Origin of the sequence: Aurantimonas aggregata, assembly GCF_010500835.1 — a bacterium.
In the GTDB taxonomy this organism is placed as follows: Bacteria; Pseudomonadota; Alphaproteobacteria; order Rhizobiales; family Rhizobiaceae; genus Aurantimonas; species Aurantimonas aggregata.
This window is the reverse complement of record NZ_JAAAMJ010000001.1, coordinates 705,930-725,087: the sequence shown is the minus strand read 5'-3', so window position 1 is coordinate 725,087 and position 19,158 is coordinate 705,930. Positions and strand designations below refer to the sequence as shown.

The window sequence follows — 19,158 nt, the reverse complement described above, 5'->3', positions numbered from 1 at the left end:
CGGACAAGACAGATCAAGACCCCGGACCAGGCTCGTGGGAGGCGGTTCGGACAAGCAGCAAGGGATTGGAATGTATCAGTTCTCATATGCGGAAGTTACGCAGGACGTCGAAGTCGACGCCCGTGACCGCGAGCGTCAGGCTCTCGATCATTCGATCGCGATGCTCGAGCGCGCGGCCGTCAGCGGTCCGCGTTCCCGCGACGCGATCGAGGCGATCTACACGACGCGCAGCCTCTGGGCGATCCTCGTCGAGGACCTCGCCGGCGCAGACAACGGATTGCCGGACGAGCTGCGGGCCGAACTGATCTCCGTCGGGTTGTGGATCATGCGCGAGGCCGAAGCCATCCGGCTCGGCAAGTCCGAGAATTTCAAGGGGATCATCGAGATCTCCACGCTCATCCGCAACGGGTTGAACTGACATGGCGACGCTGCGGATCTCGCTCAGGCCCGGCGAACGGATCTTCGTCAATGGCGCGGTGCTCAAGGTCGACCGCAAGACCACGCTGGAATTCCTGAATGACGTGACGTTCCTGCTCGAGAGCCATGTCATGCAGGCGGACGAGGCGACGACGCCGCTTCGCCAGCTCTATTTCGTCATCCAGATGATGATCATGGATCCCAACGACAGCGATGCCGCCCGCCAGCTGTTCCTGTCGTCGCGCTCGCTGATGCTCAAGACCTATCGTAACCGCGACATCATCGACGGTCTGACCGAAGCTTCGGAACTGGTCGAGCGCAATCGCTGCTTCGAGGCGCTCAAACGCGTCCGCTCGCTGATCCCGCTCGAGGACGAAAGTCTCGGCAGGACGGCCGATGCATTCCCCCCGCCCCAGTCCGGGCGAACCGAATTGCGGCTGGCCGCAGGAGGAGCACGATGAGCGTCAGCGGCATTTCCGGAACCACGTCCTACCAGGCCGCCCAGACGACGGCCGAGAAGAGCTCGACGCTCGACTACGACTCGTTTCTCAAGCTGCTGGTCGCGGAGATGTCGCACCAGGACCCGCTGAACCCGACCGACTCGACCCAGTACATCTCGCAGTTCGCGTCGTTCTCCTCCGTCGAGCAGGCGATCCAGACCAACAAGAAGCTGGATTCGCTGATGACGGTCTCGGCGCTGACCCAGGCGAACTCGCTGATCGGCCGCACCGCGACCTCGGCCGACGGTTCGGTCACCGGCACGGTCGAGGCGGTGCGGGTCGTCGATGGCGGCGTGCAGGCCGTGCTCGGCGGCGGCAAGACGCTGATGCTGGAATCCGGCACGACGGTGAAATGAGACCATGAACGAAGCTGACGCACTCGACATCGTCCAGTCCGCCATCTGGACCATCGTCGCCGCCTGCGGCCCCGCCGTCGCCGCGGCGATGATCGTTGGCGTGGCGATCGCGCTGTTCCAGGCGCTGACGCAGATCCAGGAGGTGACGCTCACCTTCGTGCCGAAGATCCTGGCGATCTTCATCGTCATTGCCCTGACCGCCTCGTTCACCGGCGCGCAGGTCTTTGCCTTCACGCAGGAATCCTACTCGCGCATCGAGCATGGCTTCAGCTGAGCCGTACCAGTCCGCTTGATCCTGTCGGCGAGGTCGCTGCCTCGCCGCGGCTCCCGCTTTCCCGAGCCTTGCGGCCCCCGCGTCAGCGAAACCTTCCTCTCTGCTACGCGCTTACTGAACAGCCCGAAGCAACCTTCGTTTGCGAAACCTCAGCCTCGACGCCCGCCGCGACTGCCGCACGGGTCATGACAGTTGAGTTCGGGAAGCTGCGATGTCCGCCGATATTCTGAAGCCTCGTCGGGTCGAAGCCCCCAGCGTCACCGGAGGTCGCGACATCGGCTTCGCGATCGCGGTGGTGCTGGTCCTCACGGTCCTGTTCATTCCGATCCCGTCCTTCCTGATCGATATCGGCCTTGCCTTCTCGATCGCGCTTTCCGTGCTGATCTTGATGGTCGCGCTCTGGATCCAGAAGCCGCTCGACTTCTCGGCATTTCCAACGGTTCTGCTGCTCGCCACGATGATGCGCCTGTCGCTCAACATCGCGACGACGCGCGTGATCCTGGCCGAAGGACATAACGGCGTGAACGCGGCCGGCCACGTCATCGGCGGCTTCTCGCAATTCGTCATGGGCGGCGATTTCGTCATCGGCATCGTCGTCTTCCTGATCCTCATCATCGTCAACTTCCTGGTCATCACCAAGGGCGCGACCCGCATCGCCGAGGTCGGCGCGCGCTTCACGCTCGACGCCATTCCCGGCAAGCAGATGGCGATCGATGCCGACCTCTCTGCTGGACTGATCGACGAGCGCCAGGCGCAGGCGCGCCGTCAGGAACTGGAGGAGGAAAGTTCCTTCTTCGGTTCGATGGACGGCGCCTCGAAATTCGTCCGCGGCGACGCGATCGCCGGGCTGATCATCACCGCCGTCAACATCTTCGGCGGCATCATCATCGGCATCACACGGCACGAAATGGATGCCGCCAGCGCGGCGGATGTGTTCACCAAGCTGTCGGTCGGCGACGGGCTGGTGACGCAGATCCCGGCGCTGATCGTCTCGCTGGCGGCCGGCCTGCTGGTGTCGAAGGGCGGCAATCGCGGCGCGGCGCAACTCGCCGTCATCGGCCAGCTCGGCTTCTACCCCCGCGCCATGGCGGTGTCGGGCGTCCTGATGGCGATCCTCGCCTTCCTGCCCGGACTGCCGTTCATCCCGTTCTTCATCCTCGGCGCAGGCCTCGGCTTCCTCGCCTACATCATCCCGCGCCAGCGTCGGGACGAGCTGCGCAAGGTCGAGCAAGTCCGCAACGAGGAAGAAAAGCTCGCCGTCGAGGCCGAGCGCACCTCGGTCAAGGAATCCCTCAAGATCGTCGAGATCGAGCTCGTTCTCGGCAAGCAGGCTTCGGCGCATCTCGTGCTGAAGCGCGACGAGCTTGCCCATCGGGTCCAGAAGATGCGCCGGCGCTTTGCCGCCCGCTACGGCTTCGTGGTGCCGGAAATCAAGCTGTCGGACGACCTCTCGGTCGATTCCAAATCCTACCAGATCAAGATCCACGGCACGGTGGTGGCGGCCCAGCAGTTGCGGCTCGGCGACCTGATGATCGTACTCGGCGATGCGGGCCAGCCCGACATGCCGCACGACATCACCAAGGAGCCGGCCTTTGGCATGCGGGCCGCCTGGATTTCGGGAAGTTTTGCCGAAGAAGCCCGCCGGCAGGGCTTCGAGCCGATCGACACGCTGTCGATCGTTCTGACGCACCTCTCCGAGGTGATCCGCAACAACCTCGCGCAGCTCCTGTCCTACAAGGACATGCGGGCGCTGACCGAGCGTCTGGAGCCGGAATACAAGCGGCTGATCGACGAGATCATCCCGGCCCACATGTCCTATTCGGGCCTGCAGGCGGTGCTCAAGCTGCTGCTTGCCGAGCGCGTGTCGATCCGCAACCTCAACCTGATCCTCGAGGCGATCGCCGAGATCGCGCCGCATGTGCGTCGCTCGGAACAGATCGTCGAGCATGTGCGCATGCGCATGGCGCAGCAGATCTGCGGCGATCTCCTGCACGACGGCAAGCTCGGCGTGCTGCGCCTCGGCAACCAGTGGGACCTCGCCTTCCACCAGGCACTCAAGCGGGACGGCAAGGGCGACGTCATCGAGTTCGACATCGATCCGCGCGTCGTCGAACAGTTCGCGACGGAAGCCACCAAGGTGATCCGCGAGAAGATGGACCAAGGCGAGATGTTCGTCCTCGTCGCGGCGCCGGACGCGCGGCCTTACGTGCGCATGATGATCGAGCGGATCTTCGTCAACCTGCCGGTGCTCTCGCATGTGGAGATCGCCCGCGGCGTCGACATCAAGACGGTCGGGTCGATCTCGTGACGCCGGAGCTGTCGGAGCTCTTCTTCGCGCTGTTCCTGATCTTCTGCCGGATCGGCGCCTGCCTGATGCTGCTGCCGGGGTTTTCGTCCTCGCGCATCCCGATGCAGATCCGGCTATTCCTGTCCTTCGCGATCTCGCTGGCGCTGTCGCCGGGACTGCTGCCGACGATCCAGCCGCTGGTCGCGGCCGCCGATGACAACGGCCGGCTGGCGCTGATGGCGAGCGAGCTGCTCAACGGCATGTTCATCGGCCTGCTAGGGCGCAGCTTCATGATCGCCCTGCAGTTCGCCGGTCACGTCATGGCCAATTCGATCGGCATGGGCATGGCGATGGGCGGGGCGATCGAGGACAACGAACCGGCGCCGGCGATGGTCACGCTAGTGACCCTGACGGCGACGACGATGATCTTCGTCCTCAACCTGCATGCCGAGATCGCCCGGGCGCTCGTCGCCTCCTATACCGCGATGCCGACGTCGGCCGGCTTTTCGGTGCGCGGCAACCTCGCCAGCATCGCCGATAATCTCGACGAGGCCTTCCTGCTCTGCCTGCGGATTTCGAGCCCCTTCCTGCTCTATGGAATCGTCGTCAATTTCGCGATCGGGCTCGCCAACAAGCTGACGCCGACCATCCCGGTGTATTTCATCTCGCTGCCCTTCGTCCTCGCCGGCGGGCTGGTGCTCTTCGCCTACACGATTGGCGACTTCCTGGTGATCTTCCTGCAGTCCTTCGAAGCCTGGGTGCTGGCCGGATGAGCGCGGAGCACGAGCGGCTGCGGCGCCTCGACCGGATCCTCAAGGTCCAGCGCCAGAAGCGGCTGCTGGAGGAGTGGCGCCTCGTCCATCTGCGCGAGGAAGGCGCCGCCATCGACCGCACGACGGCCGAGCTCATCGCCAGCCTCGGCACCGAATCCGCGCTGCACGGCCTGTTCGTCGGCGCGAAGGTCAATGGGCTGCGCCGCAACGACGTCGCCCGCCGGTCCAATGCCGACCTGCAGGCGGCGACGGAGACGCGGATCCGCTCGGCGCGCCGCTCGGAGAAGGGGGTCGAGAAGGTTCGCGGCGAGGCTGCCCAGCTGTCGGCAGCGGAAGACGAGGCGAGTGCCCTGCGATCGACCATCGAAGGCCATCTGGCGCGCGGCCGGACAAGCTTCGAATAAGCCCGCGGCGCTACAAGCCGAGACGACGATCGACGCAGCAGCGCGACCAGGACCGATGACGATAGCGCCCCTGACATCCACCAGCCCGTTGACGCAGACCGCCGCCGCGCCGAAGCCATCCGCCACGCGCGCCAGCGCCGCCGCCGGCGCGGACTTCACGACGGCGCTCGACGCCGCCGGCGGCGCTGCCTCCCAGGCTGCGGCCGTCTCGGCCCCCATCAGCCCGCTCGTCGCCCACCAGTCGCGCGTCGCGCCGCCGCTGGAGCAGTTCGAGGGCTTCGTGCTGCGCAGCTTCGTGGAGTCGATGCTGCCGACCGAGGCGTCGAGCTATTTCGGCAGCGGCACTGCCGGCGAGGTCTGGCGGTCGATGATGGCCGAGGAAATCGGCAACGAACTCGCCAAGGGCGGCGGCATCGGCATCGCCGACGCCATCGCTGCCGACCGCAGCAGCCAGGCGCTGCCCGGCAAGAGCGGCGACAAAGCCCTGAACGACATGCTCCGCGACAGTGACGTCGCCCGGGCCGGCGCAGCGCGCCTCGATACAACCAGATAGGAGATCAACTCTTGAACATCGCGCTCGCCAAGGCCGTCGACCGGCTCGAAGAGATCCTCGCCGCGGAGACCGCCGCGCTCGACCGCGGCACCGCCATCGATCTCGCCGAGATCACCGGCCGCAAGAACCAGAGCCTGCTGGAACTCACCCGGCTCGCCAAGAGCGTCCCGGCGACGCGCGATCCGGCGCTCGACCAGCGGCTCGGCCGCCTGAAGGACGTCGTCGAGGCCAATCGCAACATGCTCGAGCTGCACGTGCGTGCCAGCCACGACATCTCCGCCCTGATCTCGCGATCGATTGCCGAATCGGAGTCCGACGGGACCTACAGCGCCGCGCTCGGCCGTCGGGACCTGCCGCGTTGATCAAGCTCATCGCCGTCGGCCTGTGGGTGGCGATCGTGGCGCTCGGGTCGAGCTACGTCATGGCGTCCATGGCTGGTGGCGGCAGTGCGGCGGATGCCGCCGAGGAGCCGAGCTATTTCGCCGGCCTCGACTATCGCACCACCGACAACATCACCATTCCGATGATCACCGATGCGGCGATCCAGGGCTATATCCTCGCCCGCTTCGTCTACACGATCGACGGCCGGACGGTCGCCCAGCTGAAGGTCCCGCCGGATCCGTTCATCCTCGACGAGGCGTTCCGCCGCCTCTACGCCACCGAGGGCTTCGACTTCGCCAAGCCTGAGCGTTTCGATCTGCCGGCTCTGACCAAGGACATCCGCGACGCCGTCAATGCGCGCTATGGCCAGGAACTGGTGCGGGAAATCCTGGTCGAGCAATTCGACTACGTCGCCAAGTCCGAGGTCCGCAACGGCGCTTGAGGCGGACCGCCGCGATCAGTCCGGCAGGGCGTAATAACGCCCGGTCAGGCGTGCAATCTCGGCAGGGCTGGCGGCCCGCGCGGGACCGGCGAACCGCACGCCCATCTCCATTGCCTGCGTCCAGACGATCGAGGCCGCCCGCAGCGTGCGGTCGGACTCGTCGAAGACGGCGATGCGCGCGGGCAGGGGAATCGCTTCGTAGCGCAGGATCCGGGCGCCGTTCGCTGAGCCGTCGAGGGCGGTGCCGTCCTGGATGAACCGACCGCTGGCGGTGACGAGCTTGACCGGCCGCAGGCGCGTGCGCCGGCGATGCGCGTTGCGGCTTTCCTGGCCGGTCGGGAGCAAAGGCGGTTCCATGGCGCAGGATAGGCGCCGATTGTCGAAGAAATCGTGAAAACGCTTCTGGCGATCGTTCCGATCATCGAGGCCGGCCGCGCTCTTACCATGCGTTAACGCGGCAATGCGAAGGTACCTGCACACCGGCCTCGGGGAGCCGGTGGCGCGGAGCGACCATGTCCAGCATCGACCCTTCGGCGTTCGGCAACGCCGCACCAGCGACCACCGCGTCGGATCGGCTGTCGCGTGTCCTCGCCGTCATGGTGCTGCTGCTGTCGACGGGTTTCTTCTCGGCGGTCATCGCGATCTCGCACACCGATCCCGGCTATTTCGACCGGCTGCTTATGTCGGCGGCGCAGGGCCGGCTGGATCCGATCGAGACCGGTTCGACCGAAAAGGCCGACGACAACGGCATCACGCCGCTGCCCGTACCGCATCGCGTCCGGTCCACCGAACTCACGCCGCAGGACTTCCAGATCGTCATGGTCTTTGGCGGCGAGGCCCATCTCGCCTCGCCGGGCGAACTCTGGCGCGTCAGGGTGGACTCACTGGTGCCGGGGCTCGGCAAGATCCTGGCGATCGAACCCGGCGAGAACGGCGGGACCGTCCGTGCCGAGAGGGCGACGCTGACCGGCGTGCGGACGGACTGAAGCCGAAGGAGCGCTCCGCCTATTTCTTCTCGAGCAGGATCTGGCCCTGCTTGCGGAGCTTGCCCTTGATCTTGTCCGCAAGGGCGGCCAGCATCATCGGCAGGTCGACCTCGACATGCACGGCCTCGTCCATGACGTCGAGCCGGCCGGTCACCGTCTGACCCATGACGCGGGCCTTGAAGTCCAGATGATCGCCGTCCCAGGTATCCTCGAACTTGACCATGCCGCCCAGCATCTCCTGGCGCAGCCTGCCGAATCCCTCGTCGATCCGGGCCCGGGCCGATGCACGGCCGAGCTTGTGGGGAATGTCGACCTTGATCGTTTCGGCCATTGGGGGCGTCTCCTCGTCTCGATTGACGCCATATGGCGTCACTGCGCTTCCGGTGCAATCCGGGTGCAACGCCGACCGGGCCGGGTCAATCCGACAAGGGTCGGGTGAGGGGGCAAAGAAAAAGGGCGACCTCGCGGCCGCCCTTCCATCCATTCCGTTAGGCCGAAGCCTCAGGCCGATGCGACCTGCGAACGTCCGCCGCCGCCACCACCGCGCTGGCGGCGATTGCCGCGACCGGTGCCCTTGGGGTCGGAGTTGCGGTTGCGGTTCTCGCCGGCGTGGGCGCCCGCCGGGCGCTGCCCGCCCGGCTTCTGCCCGTCGCGGCGCTGGCCCTGCGGCTTGCCCGAGCGGTTCGGCGGCCGTCCCGTGCGGGCCGGACGCGTCGGCTCGGCGGCAAGGTCGATATTGCCGAGGAACTCGGTCTGCACGACATCGAAGGTGATGCCCGTCAGCCGTTCGATGCTGCGCAGCTTTGCGCGCTCCGACGGATCGACCAGCGCGATCGCCGCGCCGGACTTGCCGGCACGCGCCGTCCGACCGATGCGGTGGACGTAGCTTTCCGGCTCTTCCGGCAGGTCGAAGTTCACCACGTGGCTGATGTCGTCGACATGGATGCCGCGGGCGACGATGTCGGTCGCCACCAGCACGCCCGTCTTGCCCGAATGGAAGGTCGCAAGCGCCTTCTGGCGGGCCGCCTGGCTCTTGTTGCCGTGGATCGCGCCGGCCTCGATGCCGGCCTTGCCCAGATCCTCGGACAGCTTGTTGGCGCCGTGCTTGGTGCGGGTGAAGATCACCACCTTGGTGAATTCCGGCTTCGACAGCGCCTCGATCAGCCAGAGCTTCTTGGCCTTCTGCGGCACCAGATAGACGCTCTGCTGGATCTTCTCGACGGTAATGACTTCCGGGGTCACCTCGAAACGGACCGGGTTGGTCAGGATCTTGGCGGCGAGATCGGCGATCGAGCGCGGCATGGTCGCGGAGAACAGCAGCGACTGGCGCTGCTTCGGCAGCATGCCGACGATCTTCATGACGTCGCGCACGAAGCCCATGTCGAGCATCCGGTCGGCTTCGTCGAGAACGACGTGGCGCACGTCCGTGAGCGAGATCGCGCGCTGGTCGATCAGGTCGAGCAGGCGGCCGGGGGTGGCGATGACGATGTCGACGCCGCGGCGCATCGCGTCGATCTGCGGACGGATGGAGACGCCGCCGAAGATGACGTGGTGGCTGACCTTGGTGCCGGCCGTATAGGCCTTGACGTTCTGGGCGATCTGCGAGGCGAGCTCGCGGGTCGGGGTCAGGATCAGCGCCCGCGGGGTCTTCGGCATCGGCCGGCCACCCTTCTCGAGAATGGCGTTGATGACCGGCAGGGCGAAGGCCGCGGTCTTGCCAGTGCCGGTCTGGGCGATGCCGAGAACGTCGCGGCCTTCCATCACGGCCGGGATGGACTGGGACTGGATCGGGGTGGGCTGGCTGATGTCGAGCCGCGCAAGCGCGGCGAGAAGCGTATCGGCGAGGCCGAACGCCTGAAAATCATTATGGGTCAAAAATATGCCTTGCGGGATTGCGGACGGAGGTCCGCCAAGAGGCCGATCGTCTTCGCGCTGGCGGACGGATCGACGGGCCGTGTCGAAATGCGAGCACCTTCGCTGAAAGCCAAGGGCCGATCCGATTGCGCTGGCAAAGATCCCGACGAAGCTGATGTCAGGAGACAAGCAGGCGCTGCGCTGTCACGGCGTTACAGTCGTGCATATCGGCTGTTTGCTGCGCTGCGTCAAGGCGTAATCGCCTAGCGCCAGGTGAGGTTCTCGCTGATCGCCTCGCGAATCCGCTGCAAAATCCCTGCCTGCTCCACCGCCTGGGCCGCGTGCAGCGGCACCTCGCGCAGCGTCTCCTCGCCGCGCGCGAAGCGGATCCAGCCAAGCCGCTGGCCGGCGACGACGGGTGCTTCGACCGGGCCGTTGTCGACCACCGTCCGCTCGACGCCGGCGAGGCTGCCGCGGGGCACGAGCAGGCGAAGCTCGCCCTCGGCGGTCATCGGGACGCTGGTCGCCACCCCGCCGCGCACGACGGCTTCTCCGACGGTCTCGCCGGCCTTCAGCAGCACCACCTCCTCGAAATCCTGCAGCCCGTAATCCATCAGGCGCTTGGCCTCTCGGGCCCGCTCGTTGGCGCTCTCCATGCCGCTGATGGCGAGGATGATGCGCCGTCCGTCGCGCTCGGCTGAGGCAACGAGGCCGTAGCCCGCCTCGGACGTATGGCCGGTCTTCAACCCGTCGGCGCCGAGCGCCAGCAGCGGGTTGCGGCTGCGCTGGGTGATATCGTTGAAGGTGAAGCTCTCTTCGCTAAACAGCGGATATTCCTCGGGGAACGTCCGGATCAGGAAGTCGGCCAGTGTTGCGAGGTCGCGGACGGTGACATGCTGGTCCGGATCCGGCAGGCCGTGCGGGTTGGCGAACTGCGACCCGGTTAGGCCGATCGTCTCGCCCAGGGCGTTCATCTTCGTGGCGAAGGCCTCGACCGATCCGGCAATCCCCTCGGCGGCGACGATGGTCGCATCGTTGCCCGACTGGATGATGATGCCCTTGATGAGATCGTCGACGCTGACCTCGGAGTTCAGCGGCAGGAACATCGTTGACCCGCCGGAGGCCGCGCCGCCGGTGCGCCAGGCATATTCGGAGACCATGTAGCGGTCGTCGCGCGAAATCGTGCCGGTGCTCAATTCGGAGAAGATCACCGCGACGGTCATCAGCTTGACGAGGCTCGCCGGCGCGATGGTCCGGTCGGCCTCCTTCTCGAAGAGAACGCGACCGGTGCCGAAATCGACGAGGATGGCGGTCGGGGCGGTGGTCTCGAAGGCTCCGGCCTGCGGGCTCCCCACCACGGCCAAGGCAAGTGCTGTGGCAAGGCAGAGCGTTGCACGGCTCAGGCATATGCCCAGGCTGGCCGTCGCAGCGCGCATCCGGTTCCACCCGCCCCGCATGCTGTCCCGTTCTCTGGCTATGCCATGCATGCGCACTCTTCCCGCCTCGTCGGTGGTGGCGACCAAAGGTCGCCGTCCCCCGCTCCTGCCCCCGCGTTCAACCTGAACGAGAGGCGCCGTGCGGGTCAACGGAAATCCGGCAGATACACGAAGCTGTTGGCCTGCAGAACCGGCGTCCGTCACCTTTCGGCTTCGGCCCGGATCATCTCCAGCTCCAGCCAGTCGTCCTCGGCCTTGGCCAGCGCCGTCCGCTCGCGCGTGAGTTCGGCCGCGAGCGCCTGGAAGCGCTTGGGGTCGCGGGCGAAGAGCGCCGGGTCCGCCATCACCGTCTCGGTCTTGCGGATCGCCGATTCCAACCGGGCGATCTCCTTCGGCAGGCTATCCAGCGCGAATTTCTGCTTGAAGGTGAGCTTGCTGCCGGCGGTCGTCGTCGCGGTGCCGTGGCTGGAGGATGCCGTCCCGGCACTGCCGCGCTTGCTGCCACGATCGCGCCCTCCGCCGGCCTTCGCCGCGCCGCGGCGTTGCGATGCCATGTCGGTGTAGCCACCGGCATATTCCAGCCACTGCCCGTCGCGGTCGGGCGTGATGACGCTGGTGACGGTCCGGTCGAGGAAGTCGCGGTCATGCGAGACCAGCAGCACCGTGCCGGGATAGTTGGCGATCAGCTCCTCCAGCAGGTCCAGCGTCTCCATGTCGAGATCGTTGGTCGGCTCGTCGAGGACGAGGAGGTTCGCCGGCGTCGCCAGCGTCTTGGCGAGCAGCAGGCGCGCGCGCTCGCCACCGGAAAGGTTGCCGACCGGCGTGCGGATCTGCTCCGGCGAGAACAGGAATTCCTTGAGATAGCCGATGACGTGGCGCGCCTCGCCGTTGACCATGACCTGGTCGCCGCGCCCGTCGGTGAGCGAGTCGGCAAGCGACAGCGTGTCGTTCAGCGCCGCGCGCTTCTGGTCGAGGAAGGCGAGGTCGAGATTGGTGCCCATCCGCACCTTGCCGGAATCCGGCTGGATCTCGCCGATGAGCATTTTGAGGAGCGTCGTCTTGCCGGCGCCGTTCGGCCCGACCAGCCCGACCCGGTCGCCGCGGGCGATGCGGATCGAGAAATCCTTGACCAGCTCGCGCCCGTCATAGGCCTTGGAGATCCCCTCCGCCTCCATCACCAGCTTGCCGCTCTCGCGGGTCTCGCCCGCCTGCATCGCCACCTGGCCGACGGCGCGGCGGGTGTCGCGGCGGTCCTGGCGCAGCGTGTGCAGCGCTTCGAGGCGGCGCTGGTTGCGGGTACGCCGCGCAGTGACGCCGTAGCGCAGCCAGTGCTCCTCGCGGACGATCTTGCGATCGAGCTTCTGCAGGTCGCGCTCTTCCTCCTCCAGGGTCTTGTCGCGCCAGGCCTCGAAACTGCCGAACCCCTGGTCGAGCCGGCGGGCCGTGCCGCGGTCGAGCCAGACCGTGGCGCGGGTGACGTTCTCGAGGAAGCGGCGGTCATGGCTGATCACCACGATGGCGCTCTTGATCTGGCGCAGCTCGCCTTCGAGCCACTCGATGGTCGGCAGGTCGAGATGGTTGGTCGGCTCGTCGAGCAGAATGACGTCCGGCTCGGGCGCTAGCGTGCGGGCCAGCGCAGCGCGGCGGGCCTCGCCGCCCGACAGGTTGACCGGGCGCATGTCCGGCGAAAGGCCGAGCGCGTCGAGGCACATGGTGACGCGATGCGGATCGTCGGAAGGGCCGAGGCCGGAGGTCACGTAGGCTTCGACGGTCTCGAAGTCCCCGAAATCCGGCTCCTGCGGCAGGTAGCGCAGCGTCGTGCCGGGCTTCAGGAAGACCTCGCCGCCATCGGCCTCGACCTGGCCGGCGGCGATCTTCAGGAGCGTCGACTTGCCGGAGCCGTTGCGGCCGACCAGCGCGATGCGGTCGCCCGGCAGGACGTTGAGTTCGACGCCGGTGAGCAGCGGCGTGCCGCCGAAAGTCAGTCGGACGCCATCGAGGCGGAGCAAAGGAGGAGGAGCCATGGCCGGCTTCTAGCGGGGATGCGTCCAGGGGGGAAGGGCCGGCCTCAGGCGGCGCGACCGGCGCCCGTGAGTTGCGCGACCTTTTTCATGTGCGTCACGCTGGCCTTTCCGCCCGTGGTCTTGGTGAAGAGATCGAGCGAGGCGTCGCCGTCGTCGTCCACCGGGGTGAGGGCGCGGTCCATGTAACGGCGCGTCGCCGGGTCGTTCGTGATCCACAGCGCCGTGGCCGTCAGCCGGACGATCGTGGCGGCGAGGCGCAGATGCTTGACGACCGTCTCGACGGCGTAACGTGGCCAGAACACCAGCGGATGCTCCCGCTTCATCTCTGGCCGGCGCTCGGACGGCCGCTTGAGCCTTACGAGGCCGCCCTGCAGCGGATGGACGTTCTCCAGCTGCACCGTCGTCGCGAACGCTACCAGCACCTTCACCAGGCTCGCCACGGGCACGCCCGTCGCCACGGCGCGGCGGATCAGCGTGCGCATGTGCCGCGGCGTGTAATAGAGCGACCAGGCCTCCCGGTAGATTCCTTCCCATTCCGCCCGCGACATCTTCGGATGGGCGGTGCAGACATGTTCCACGTCGTAGATGTTGAGGTCGGGATCCATCGGCTCTTGCCTGCGCCAGAGGGCCTGGTGATCCTCCGACCCCGGCAGCGGCGTCAAAACGAAGAACTCGATGATGTCGAGCGGCAGCTCGTCCTGGATGATGGCGATGTCGCGCCGGATCGTTTCCGGCGTGTCGGCTGGAAAACCGAGAATGTAGCCGGCCAGGGTGATGATGCCCTGCGCCTTCCAGTCGAGCAGCATCTTGCGGTATTCGGTGATCTTGTTCTGCCGCTTCTTGGCGGCGGCAAGATTGTCCGGATTGACGTTCTCCAGCCCGATGAAGACACGGGTAACCCCGGCGCGCTTGGCCTTTTCGACAAAGTTCTCGATCTTGTGGCAGAGCGTGTCGACCTGGATCATCAGGCCGAGCGGGATGCCGTCCTTCTCGCGCAGCTCGATGAGGCGGTCGAAGATCGGCTCCCATTCCTTGTTGCGGGCGAAATTGTCGTCGGTGATGAAGAATTTGTGGATGCCCTGCGCCCAGTTGAGCCGCACCAGCTGCTCGACGTCGTCGGCGGTGCGGAAGCGCGACTTGCGCCCCTGGACGTTGATGATGGTGCAGAACGAGCACTGGTAGGGGCAGCCTCGGCCGGCATCGAAGCTGGAGCTCAGCCCGAGCGTCTGCGAGACGTACTGCTTCGGCAGGAACGGGGGCGGGGCGCCCTCGATGCTCGGCAGGTCGTTCATGAAGTCGTAGAGCGGGGCGAGCTGGCCGGCCGCCGCATCGCGCAGTACCGCGTCGAGACGACCTTCAGCCTCGCCCGCGAACATCGCGATGCCCATCTCGCGGCAGGCGTCGAGCTCGACGGCTCGCCCGTCCAGCATGGCAAGGCACCCGGAAACGTGGAACCCGCCGATGGCGACCGGAAATCCGCTCTCGCGGAACGGCCGGGCGATGTCTAGCGCGCGGGGATACTGGTTCGACTGGACGCCGACCAGCGCGACCAGCCCGAACCCGTCCTGCCGGCGCAGCTTTTCGCGCAGCGCATCGATGTCGACCCGCGTGTTGGTTTCGTCGATCACCGTGATGTCGATGGCCACGCCCGGCCCGAGCACTTCGCGCTCGGCGCAATCGAGGGCGATGCCGTAGAGGGCCGCGAGCGAGTTGGACGGGATCATCGCCCGCCACCAGCGGATGACGTAGCCGTCGTCGTCGTAATGCGACGGCTTGATCAGGATGAGCTGGAAGCGGCGGTCGTCCCGAACTGGCATGCTGGACATCGTTGGCCTCGCACTGGCCGGGTCACGGCGCTGCAGCACAGCATGGCGCCAAATGTCCGTCCCGGCAACCGCGCCGGCGCGCAGGGCGCAAGAAGCGCCCCGACTCAGGCGGTCGTCCGGCGAGCCTCGGCAGCGCCGCGTCAGGCTCCCTGAGGCCTCATGCCGTCCTCTTCCCTGCGCCGGCGATCGGCTTCCTGCCGTTCGGCCGCGGCGATATCGCGCTGCAGCTGCGCGGTCTTGTCGGCATTGGGCGAGGAGAACCGGCCGAGGATGAGATAGGCCACCGGCGTCACGTAGAGCGTCGAGAGCGTCGCGAGACCCAGTCCGCCGACGATGACGTAGCCCAGCGCGATGCGCGCCTCGGCGCCCGCGCCGGACGCGAAGACCAGCGGCAGCCCGCCGACGACCGTCGCGATCATCGTCATCATCACCGGCCGAAGGCGGATCAGCGACGCCTGCTCGATCGCCTCGTGCACGCTCAACCCTTCCTCGCGCAGCTGGTTGGCGAACTCGACGATCAGGATGCCGTTCTTCGCCATGATGCCGACCAGCAGCACCAGCCCGATCTGGCTGTAGAGATTGAGGCTCATGCCGAAGAAGCTCAGCGCGAAGATCGCGCAGGCAACGCCCAGCGGCACGGTGGCGATGATGATGAAGGCCGAGACGAAGCTCTCGAACTGCGCCGCGAGCACAAGGATGATGATGATGATCGCGAAGGCGAAGACCAGCGCCATGCCGCTGTTGGTCTCGTCGATCGTGGCGGCTTCGGCGAGCGGGATCAGCCGCTGGTTGTCCGGCAGGATCTCGGCGGCGAAATCCTGGAGGTCCAGCCAGCCGGCCTGGATCGAATAGCCGTCCGGCAGCTGTGCCGACAGCGCCACCGCCCGCGCGCGATCCTCGCGGTTGAGCGTCGGCGCGATGGGGCGCTCCTCGACGGTCGCCACCGTCGACATCGGCACGATGCGGCCGTCGCTCGCCTGGACGAAGATGTTGCGCATGTCGCCCGGATCGTTGACCGGGTCGCTGGTCGAGATCAGCTTGATCGGCACTTCCTTGTCGTCGACGTAGGTCTGGCCGATCTCGCGGCCGTCGAGCAGCGCCTGCATCGCCGTGGCGAGGCCGTCGATGTCGATGCCGAGATCGGACGCCCGCGCCCGGTCGATCATCACCGAGAGCTGCGCCTGGGTGGCGTTCTCCGACAGGCGCACGTTGCCCCAGCGGCCGTCGGCCTGCATCGCCTCGAGCAGCCTGTCGGCGGTCAGCGCCAGCTCCTCGAAATTCTGGCCGGCAACCGCGAACTGCAGGCCGCGTCCACCGCCGCGGATGCCCAGCGAGTTGGGCTGGATCGCGAACGCCCGGACGCCGGCGATCTGCTGGACCTTGCCGTTGATCTCCGCGACGATCTCCTGCTGGGTCCGCTCCCGCTCGGCCCAGTCGGCCAGGGTCACGACCAGAAACGCCGAGTTTGCCGAGCCGCGGCCGGAAATCGCGAAGACGTTGGTCGCCTCGCCGCTGTCGACATAGGGCAGCACGACGTCCTCGATCCGGCGCAGCTGGCCGTTGGTGTAGTCGAGGCTCGCGCCCTGCGGTGCGTCGATGCTCATCAGCACGACCGCGCGGTCCTCCGTCGGCGTCAGCTCCTGCGGCATCGACAGGAAGGTCATGTAGGCGAGGAAGGAGAACCCCCCGGCGACAACGACGATCAGCAGCGGGAAGGCGAGGCAGAACCGCAGCGTGACCGCATAGAATCCGGCCAGCCGGCGGCCGATCCAGCGCATGCCGTTCTGGAAGAAGCCCGGCGCGCGTTCGTCCTCGCGGGCTTTCAGGAAATGCGCCGCCAGCATGGGGCAGAGGGTCAGGGCGATGAAGGACGAGATGACGACCGCGATGGCAAGGACGAAGCCGAATTCGCGGAACAGCCCGCCCGCCTGGCCCGGCAGGAAGGAGATCGGCACGAACACGGCGGCCAGCGTCGCGGTCGTCGATATGACGGCGAAGAACACCTCGCGCGTCCCGAGCACGGCAGCCGCCTTCGGCCTGGCGCCCATGTCGCGGCGGCGCACGATGTTCTCGAGCACGATGATGGCGTCGTCGACGACCATGCCCGTGGCCAGCACGAGCGCCAGCAGCGTCAGGATGTTGATCGAGAACCCGACGAGGTAGATGAAGGCCATGACGCCGATCAGCGCGATTGGCATGGTGACCGCCGGGATGATCGTCGCCCTGACATTGAGCAGGAACAGGAAGATCACGAAGACGACGATGACGACGGCGAGGCCGAGGGCGATCTCGACCTCGTGGATGGCGCCGTCGATGAAGGTGGCGTCGTCGCTGGTGACGCGGATCGTCACGCCGTCCGGCAGCGTCCGGTTGAGGTTTTCGACCTCGGCGCGAACCCCCTCGGAAATGTCGAGCGTCGAGGAGCCGGCCTGGCGCACGACGCCGAGCCCGACGCCGGTCTGGCCGTTGACCCGCTGCTGCGAGGCCGCATCGTCCGGCCCGAAGCGGACGGCGGCAACGTCGCGCAGCCGCGTGCGGTCGTCCAGGAAGATGGCTTCGAATTCGGCCGGGGAGGAGACGTTGGCATCGGCCCGGACGATCAGGTCCTGCGTCGGCGAGGCCAGCGAGCCGGCCGGCACGTCCATCGCCGCGTTCTGCAGCGCTGTCGAGACATCGCCGAGGGTCAGGCCCCGGGTCGCCAGCTTGTCGGGGTCGATGTCGACATAGATCAGCCGCTCGCGGTCGCCGTAGACCTGCAGGTCGGCGACGCCTTCGACGGCGGCAAGCTGGTCGGCGATGCGGTCGTTGACCAGCGTGGTGAGGTCTTCGATCGGCATGCCCGGCGCGGTGATCGCCAGGCGCATGATCGCGTCGGCGTCGGCGTCCGCCTTGACGATCCGCGGCTCGTCCGCGCCCTCCGGCAGCACGTCGGAGATGCGGCTGACGGCGTCGCGCACGTCGCTGGCGGCGACGTTCAGGTCGGTGGAGTCGGTGAACTCGATGGTCGTCCGGCTGTCGCCGAAGCGCGATCGCGAGGAGACCGAGGAAATGCCCGAGACGCGGGCGACGGCGCTCTCGATCTGGTCGGTGATCTGCCGGTCCACCGTCTCCGGAGAGGCGCCGTCGAAGGTGACGGAGACGCTGATGACCGGGCGGTCGACATTCGGCAGTTCGCGGATCTCTACGGCGTTGAAGGCGGCGAGGCCGGCGACGACGATCAGGAGGTTGATGACGATGGTCAGCACCGGCCGCCGAATGAACAGACTGGTGAAGGCGGTGATGCCGTCGGGCTTGGAATCGGGCGACACCGGCTGCGTCATCGGGTGGTCGTCCTCGCGTCGTCGGCGGTGCCGGAGGCCGGCAGCTGCGCGGCCGCCGCGCGGCCGAGCGGAGCGGGAGCCGACGCTTCCTCTTCCAGCGGCGTCTCCAGCGCGACCCCCTCGGCAGAGGGTGTAGCCTCGGCGCTGGCAGGCAGCTGCCGCACGCGCTGGATCTCCACCGGGCCGCCCTCGCGCACGGTCTGCAGGCCCTCGACCACGACGAGGTCGCCGTCCTTCAGCGTATCGGAGGCGGCAAGGATCCGGTCGATGTTGCGTTCGACGATGCGAACGGGCGCCTTGATGGCCTTGTCGTCGACGATCTTCCAGACGATCGGTCCGTTGCGTTCCCAGACGACGGAAATCGGGTCGACCGACAGGAATGTCTCGCCATCGAGCTCCAGCGAGACGGAGAACGACATGCCGGGCCGCAGCTCGTCCTCGGTGTTCTCGATCATCGCCTCGGTGCGCAGCGTCCGGCTCGCCTCGTCGAGACGGCTGTCGATGGCGACGATCCGTCCTTCATGGATGCGGTTCGGTCGCGCCGTTGCAACCGCTTCGATGGGCGCGCCGATCTCCAAGTCCTGCACGAAGCTCTCGGGCGTGAAGAACACCACCTTGATCTGGCTGCGGTCGTCGATCGTCGCGATCACCGTGTCGTTGCCGACGAGGTCGCCGCGGTCGGCACTGACGATGCCGACACGGCCGGCGATCGGCGCGCGGATGTCGCGCTTGCCAAGGGCGATCTCGGCCGTCTGCAGGTCGAGGCGGGCATTGTCGCGCTCCCGCGCCACGTCCGTGACCTCGACCGCGGTGATGGTGTTGGAATTCTGCAGGCGCTGGAAGCGGCGGAGCTTGTCCTCGGCGGCCTCGACGCCGAGTTGGGCGCGCGCAACCGCGACTTCCTCGCTCGCCCTCTCGAGGCGGGCCAGGATCGATCCCGCTTCCACCTGGTCGCCGGACTGCACCGGCACCTCGTCGATGATGCCGGTGGTGTTGTCGGGATAGACCACCACAGACCGGATGGCTTCGCCCGTGCCGATGGAGCGCATTGCCGTCCGGGTGACGCCGGTTGCGACGGTGTCGGCAACGACGATGGTCGCGCCGCCGCCGCCGCGGCGCGGATTGCCAGCCGGAGCCTCGGCCGCTTCAGGCGCCGGCTCGCCAGCTTCGGGTGCCACCAACAGGATGGCCGTCCGCACAAAGCCGGGCAAAGCCATGTCGGATGCCAGCACGGTACGCCCGGCGCCCGGATCCCATTTGAGATAGGCCACCGCGGCAACAATCAGGACGAGGGCGGTGACGAGCACCTGCTTCAGGATGGCCAT

19 protein-coding genes are annotated in these 19,158 nt (G+C 67.1%); 11 read left to right on the top strand and 8 right to left on the bottom strand.

Annotation, left to right across the window (positions count from 1 at the left end):
- Positions 1-70 precede the first annotated feature (70 nt).
- The 10 genes from flaF (at position 71) to GTW51_RS03300 (ending at position 6,387) form a co-directional block, all read left to right on the top strand.
- Positions 71-418 (top strand): flagellar biosynthesis regulator FlaF, encoded by a 348-nt coding sequence (gene flaF, locus GTW51_RS03345; RefSeq protein WP_163042431.1) that lies wholly within the window; start codon positions 71-73, stop codon positions 416-418.
- Between the two features lies 1 nt (position 419).
- Positions 420-878: a flagellar biosynthesis repressor FlbT gene (flbT, locus tag GTW51_RS03340; protein ID WP_163042430.1), complete on the top strand. Its 459-nt coding sequence runs from the start codon at positions 420-422 to the stop codon at positions 876-878.
- Positions 875-1,273, top strand: a complete 399-nt coding sequence (gene flgD, locus GTW51_RS03335; RefSeq protein WP_163042429.1) for a flagellar hook assembly protein FlgD — start codon at positions 875-877, stop codon at positions 1,271-1,273. The genes flbT and flgD overlap by 4 nt, the downstream gene beginning before the upstream one ends.
- 4 nt (positions 1,274-1,277) lie before the next feature.
- Positions 1,278-1,547 carry a flagellar biosynthesis protein FliQ gene (gene fliQ / locus GTW51_RS03330; protein WP_163042428.1) on the top strand — a complete coding sequence of 90 codons (270 nt, stop codon included), beginning with the start codon at positions 1,278-1,280 and terminating at the stop codon, positions 1,545-1,547.
- A 211-nt stretch (positions 1,548-1,758) separates the two neighbouring features.
- Complete coding sequence (gene flhA / locus GTW51_RS03325) at positions 1,759-3,855, top strand: flagellar biosynthesis protein FlhA (RefSeq protein WP_163042427.1); 2,097 nt, start codon at positions 1,759-1,761, stop codon at positions 3,853-3,855.
- Positions 3,852-4,607 (top strand): flagellar biosynthetic protein FliR, encoded by a 756-nt coding sequence (locus tag GTW51_RS03320; RefSeq protein ID WP_163042426.1) that lies wholly within the window; start codon positions 3,852-3,854, stop codon positions 4,605-4,607. The genes flhA and GTW51_RS03320 overlap by 4 nt, the downstream gene beginning before the upstream one ends.
- Positions 4,604-5,011: a hypothetical protein gene (locus tag GTW51_RS03315; protein ID WP_163042425.1), complete on the top strand. Its 408-nt coding sequence runs from the start codon at positions 4,604-4,606 to the stop codon at positions 5,009-5,011. Before GTW51_RS03320 ends, GTW51_RS03315 begins: the two co-directional genes overlap by 4 nt.
- Positions 5,012-5,066: 55 nt before the next feature.
- Positions 5,067-5,564: a rod-binding protein gene (locus tag GTW51_RS03310; RefSeq protein WP_163042424.1), complete on the top strand. Its 498-nt coding sequence runs from the start codon at positions 5,067-5,069 to the stop codon at positions 5,562-5,564.
- Positions 5,565-5,575: 11 nt separating this feature from the next.
- The gene (locus GTW51_RS03305; protein WP_163042423.1) at positions 5,576-5,926 is read left to right on the top strand and encodes a flagellar protein FlgN; all 351 of its coding nucleotides are present in this window, start codon (positions 5,576-5,578) and stop codon (positions 5,924-5,926) included.
- On the top strand, positions 5,923-6,387 hold the full coding sequence (locus GTW51_RS03300) for a hypothetical protein (protein WP_163042422.1): 465 nt from the start codon (positions 5,923-5,925) through the stop codon (positions 6,385-6,387). The genes GTW51_RS03305 and GTW51_RS03300 overlap by 4 nt, the downstream gene beginning before the upstream one ends.
- Before the next feature lie 15 nt (positions 6,388-6,402).
- Here the strand turns inward: GTW51_RS03300 and GTW51_RS03295 are convergent, their stop codons facing one another.
- Positions 6,403-6,732 carry a PilZ domain-containing protein gene (locus tag GTW51_RS03295; protein ID WP_163042421.1) on the bottom strand — a complete coding sequence of 110 codons (330 nt, stop codon included), beginning with the start codon at positions 6,730-6,732 and terminating at the stop codon, positions 6,403-6,405.
- Between the two features lie 167 nt (positions 6,733-6,899).
- Between GTW51_RS03295 and GTW51_RS03290 the strand changes: the two genes are divergently transcribed.
- Complete coding sequence (locus GTW51_RS03290) at positions 6,900-7,373, top strand: hypothetical protein (RefSeq protein ID WP_163042420.1); 474 nt, start codon at positions 6,900-6,902, stop codon at positions 7,371-7,373.
- Positions 7,374-7,392: 19 nt separating this feature from the next.
- On the opposite strand, the gene GTW51_RS03285 is transcribed toward GTW51_RS03290, so the two are convergent.
- The 7 genes from GTW51_RS03285 to GTW51_RS03255 form a co-directional block, all read right to left on the bottom strand.
- A complete protein-coding gene (locus GTW51_RS03285) occupies positions 7,393-7,704 on the bottom strand; it encodes a polyhydroxyalkanoic acid system family protein (protein ID WP_163042419.1) in 312 nt (103 codons plus the stop codon).
- Between the two features lie 170 nt (positions 7,705-7,874).
- Positions 7,875-9,248, bottom strand: a complete 1,374-nt coding sequence (locus GTW51_RS03280) for a DEAD/DEAH box helicase (RefSeq protein WP_163042418.1) — start codon at positions 9,246-9,248, stop codon at positions 7,875-7,877.
- 242 nt (positions 9,249-9,490) lie between these two features.
- A complete protein-coding gene (locus GTW51_RS03275) occupies positions 9,491-10,663 on the bottom strand; it encodes a D-alanyl-D-alanine carboxypeptidase family protein (RefSeq protein WP_163042417.1) in 1,173 nt (390 codons plus the stop codon).
- Between the two features lie 200 nt (positions 10,664-10,863).
- Positions 10,864-12,687, bottom strand: a complete 1,824-nt coding sequence (locus tag GTW51_RS03270) for an ABC-F family ATP-binding cassette domain-containing protein (protein ID WP_163042416.1) — start codon at positions 12,685-12,687, stop codon at positions 10,864-10,866.
- Between the two features lie 44 nt (positions 12,688-12,731).
- Positions 12,732-14,513 (bottom strand): B12-binding domain-containing radical SAM protein, encoded by a 1,782-nt coding sequence (locus tag GTW51_RS03265; protein WP_163042415.1) that lies wholly within the window; start codon positions 14,511-14,513, stop codon positions 12,732-12,734.
- A 140-nt stretch (positions 14,514-14,653) separates the two neighbouring features.
- Complete coding sequence (locus tag GTW51_RS03260; RefSeq protein ID WP_163042414.1) at positions 14,654-17,833, bottom strand: efflux RND transporter permease subunit; 3,180 nt, start codon at positions 17,831-17,833, stop codon at positions 14,654-14,656.
- Entirely contained in the window at positions 17,830-19,158 is a 1,329-nt protein-coding gene (locus GTW51_RS03255) for an efflux RND transporter periplasmic adaptor subunit (RefSeq protein WP_163042413.1), read from the bottom strand. Before GTW51_RS03255 ends, GTW51_RS03260 begins: the two co-directional genes overlap by 4 nt.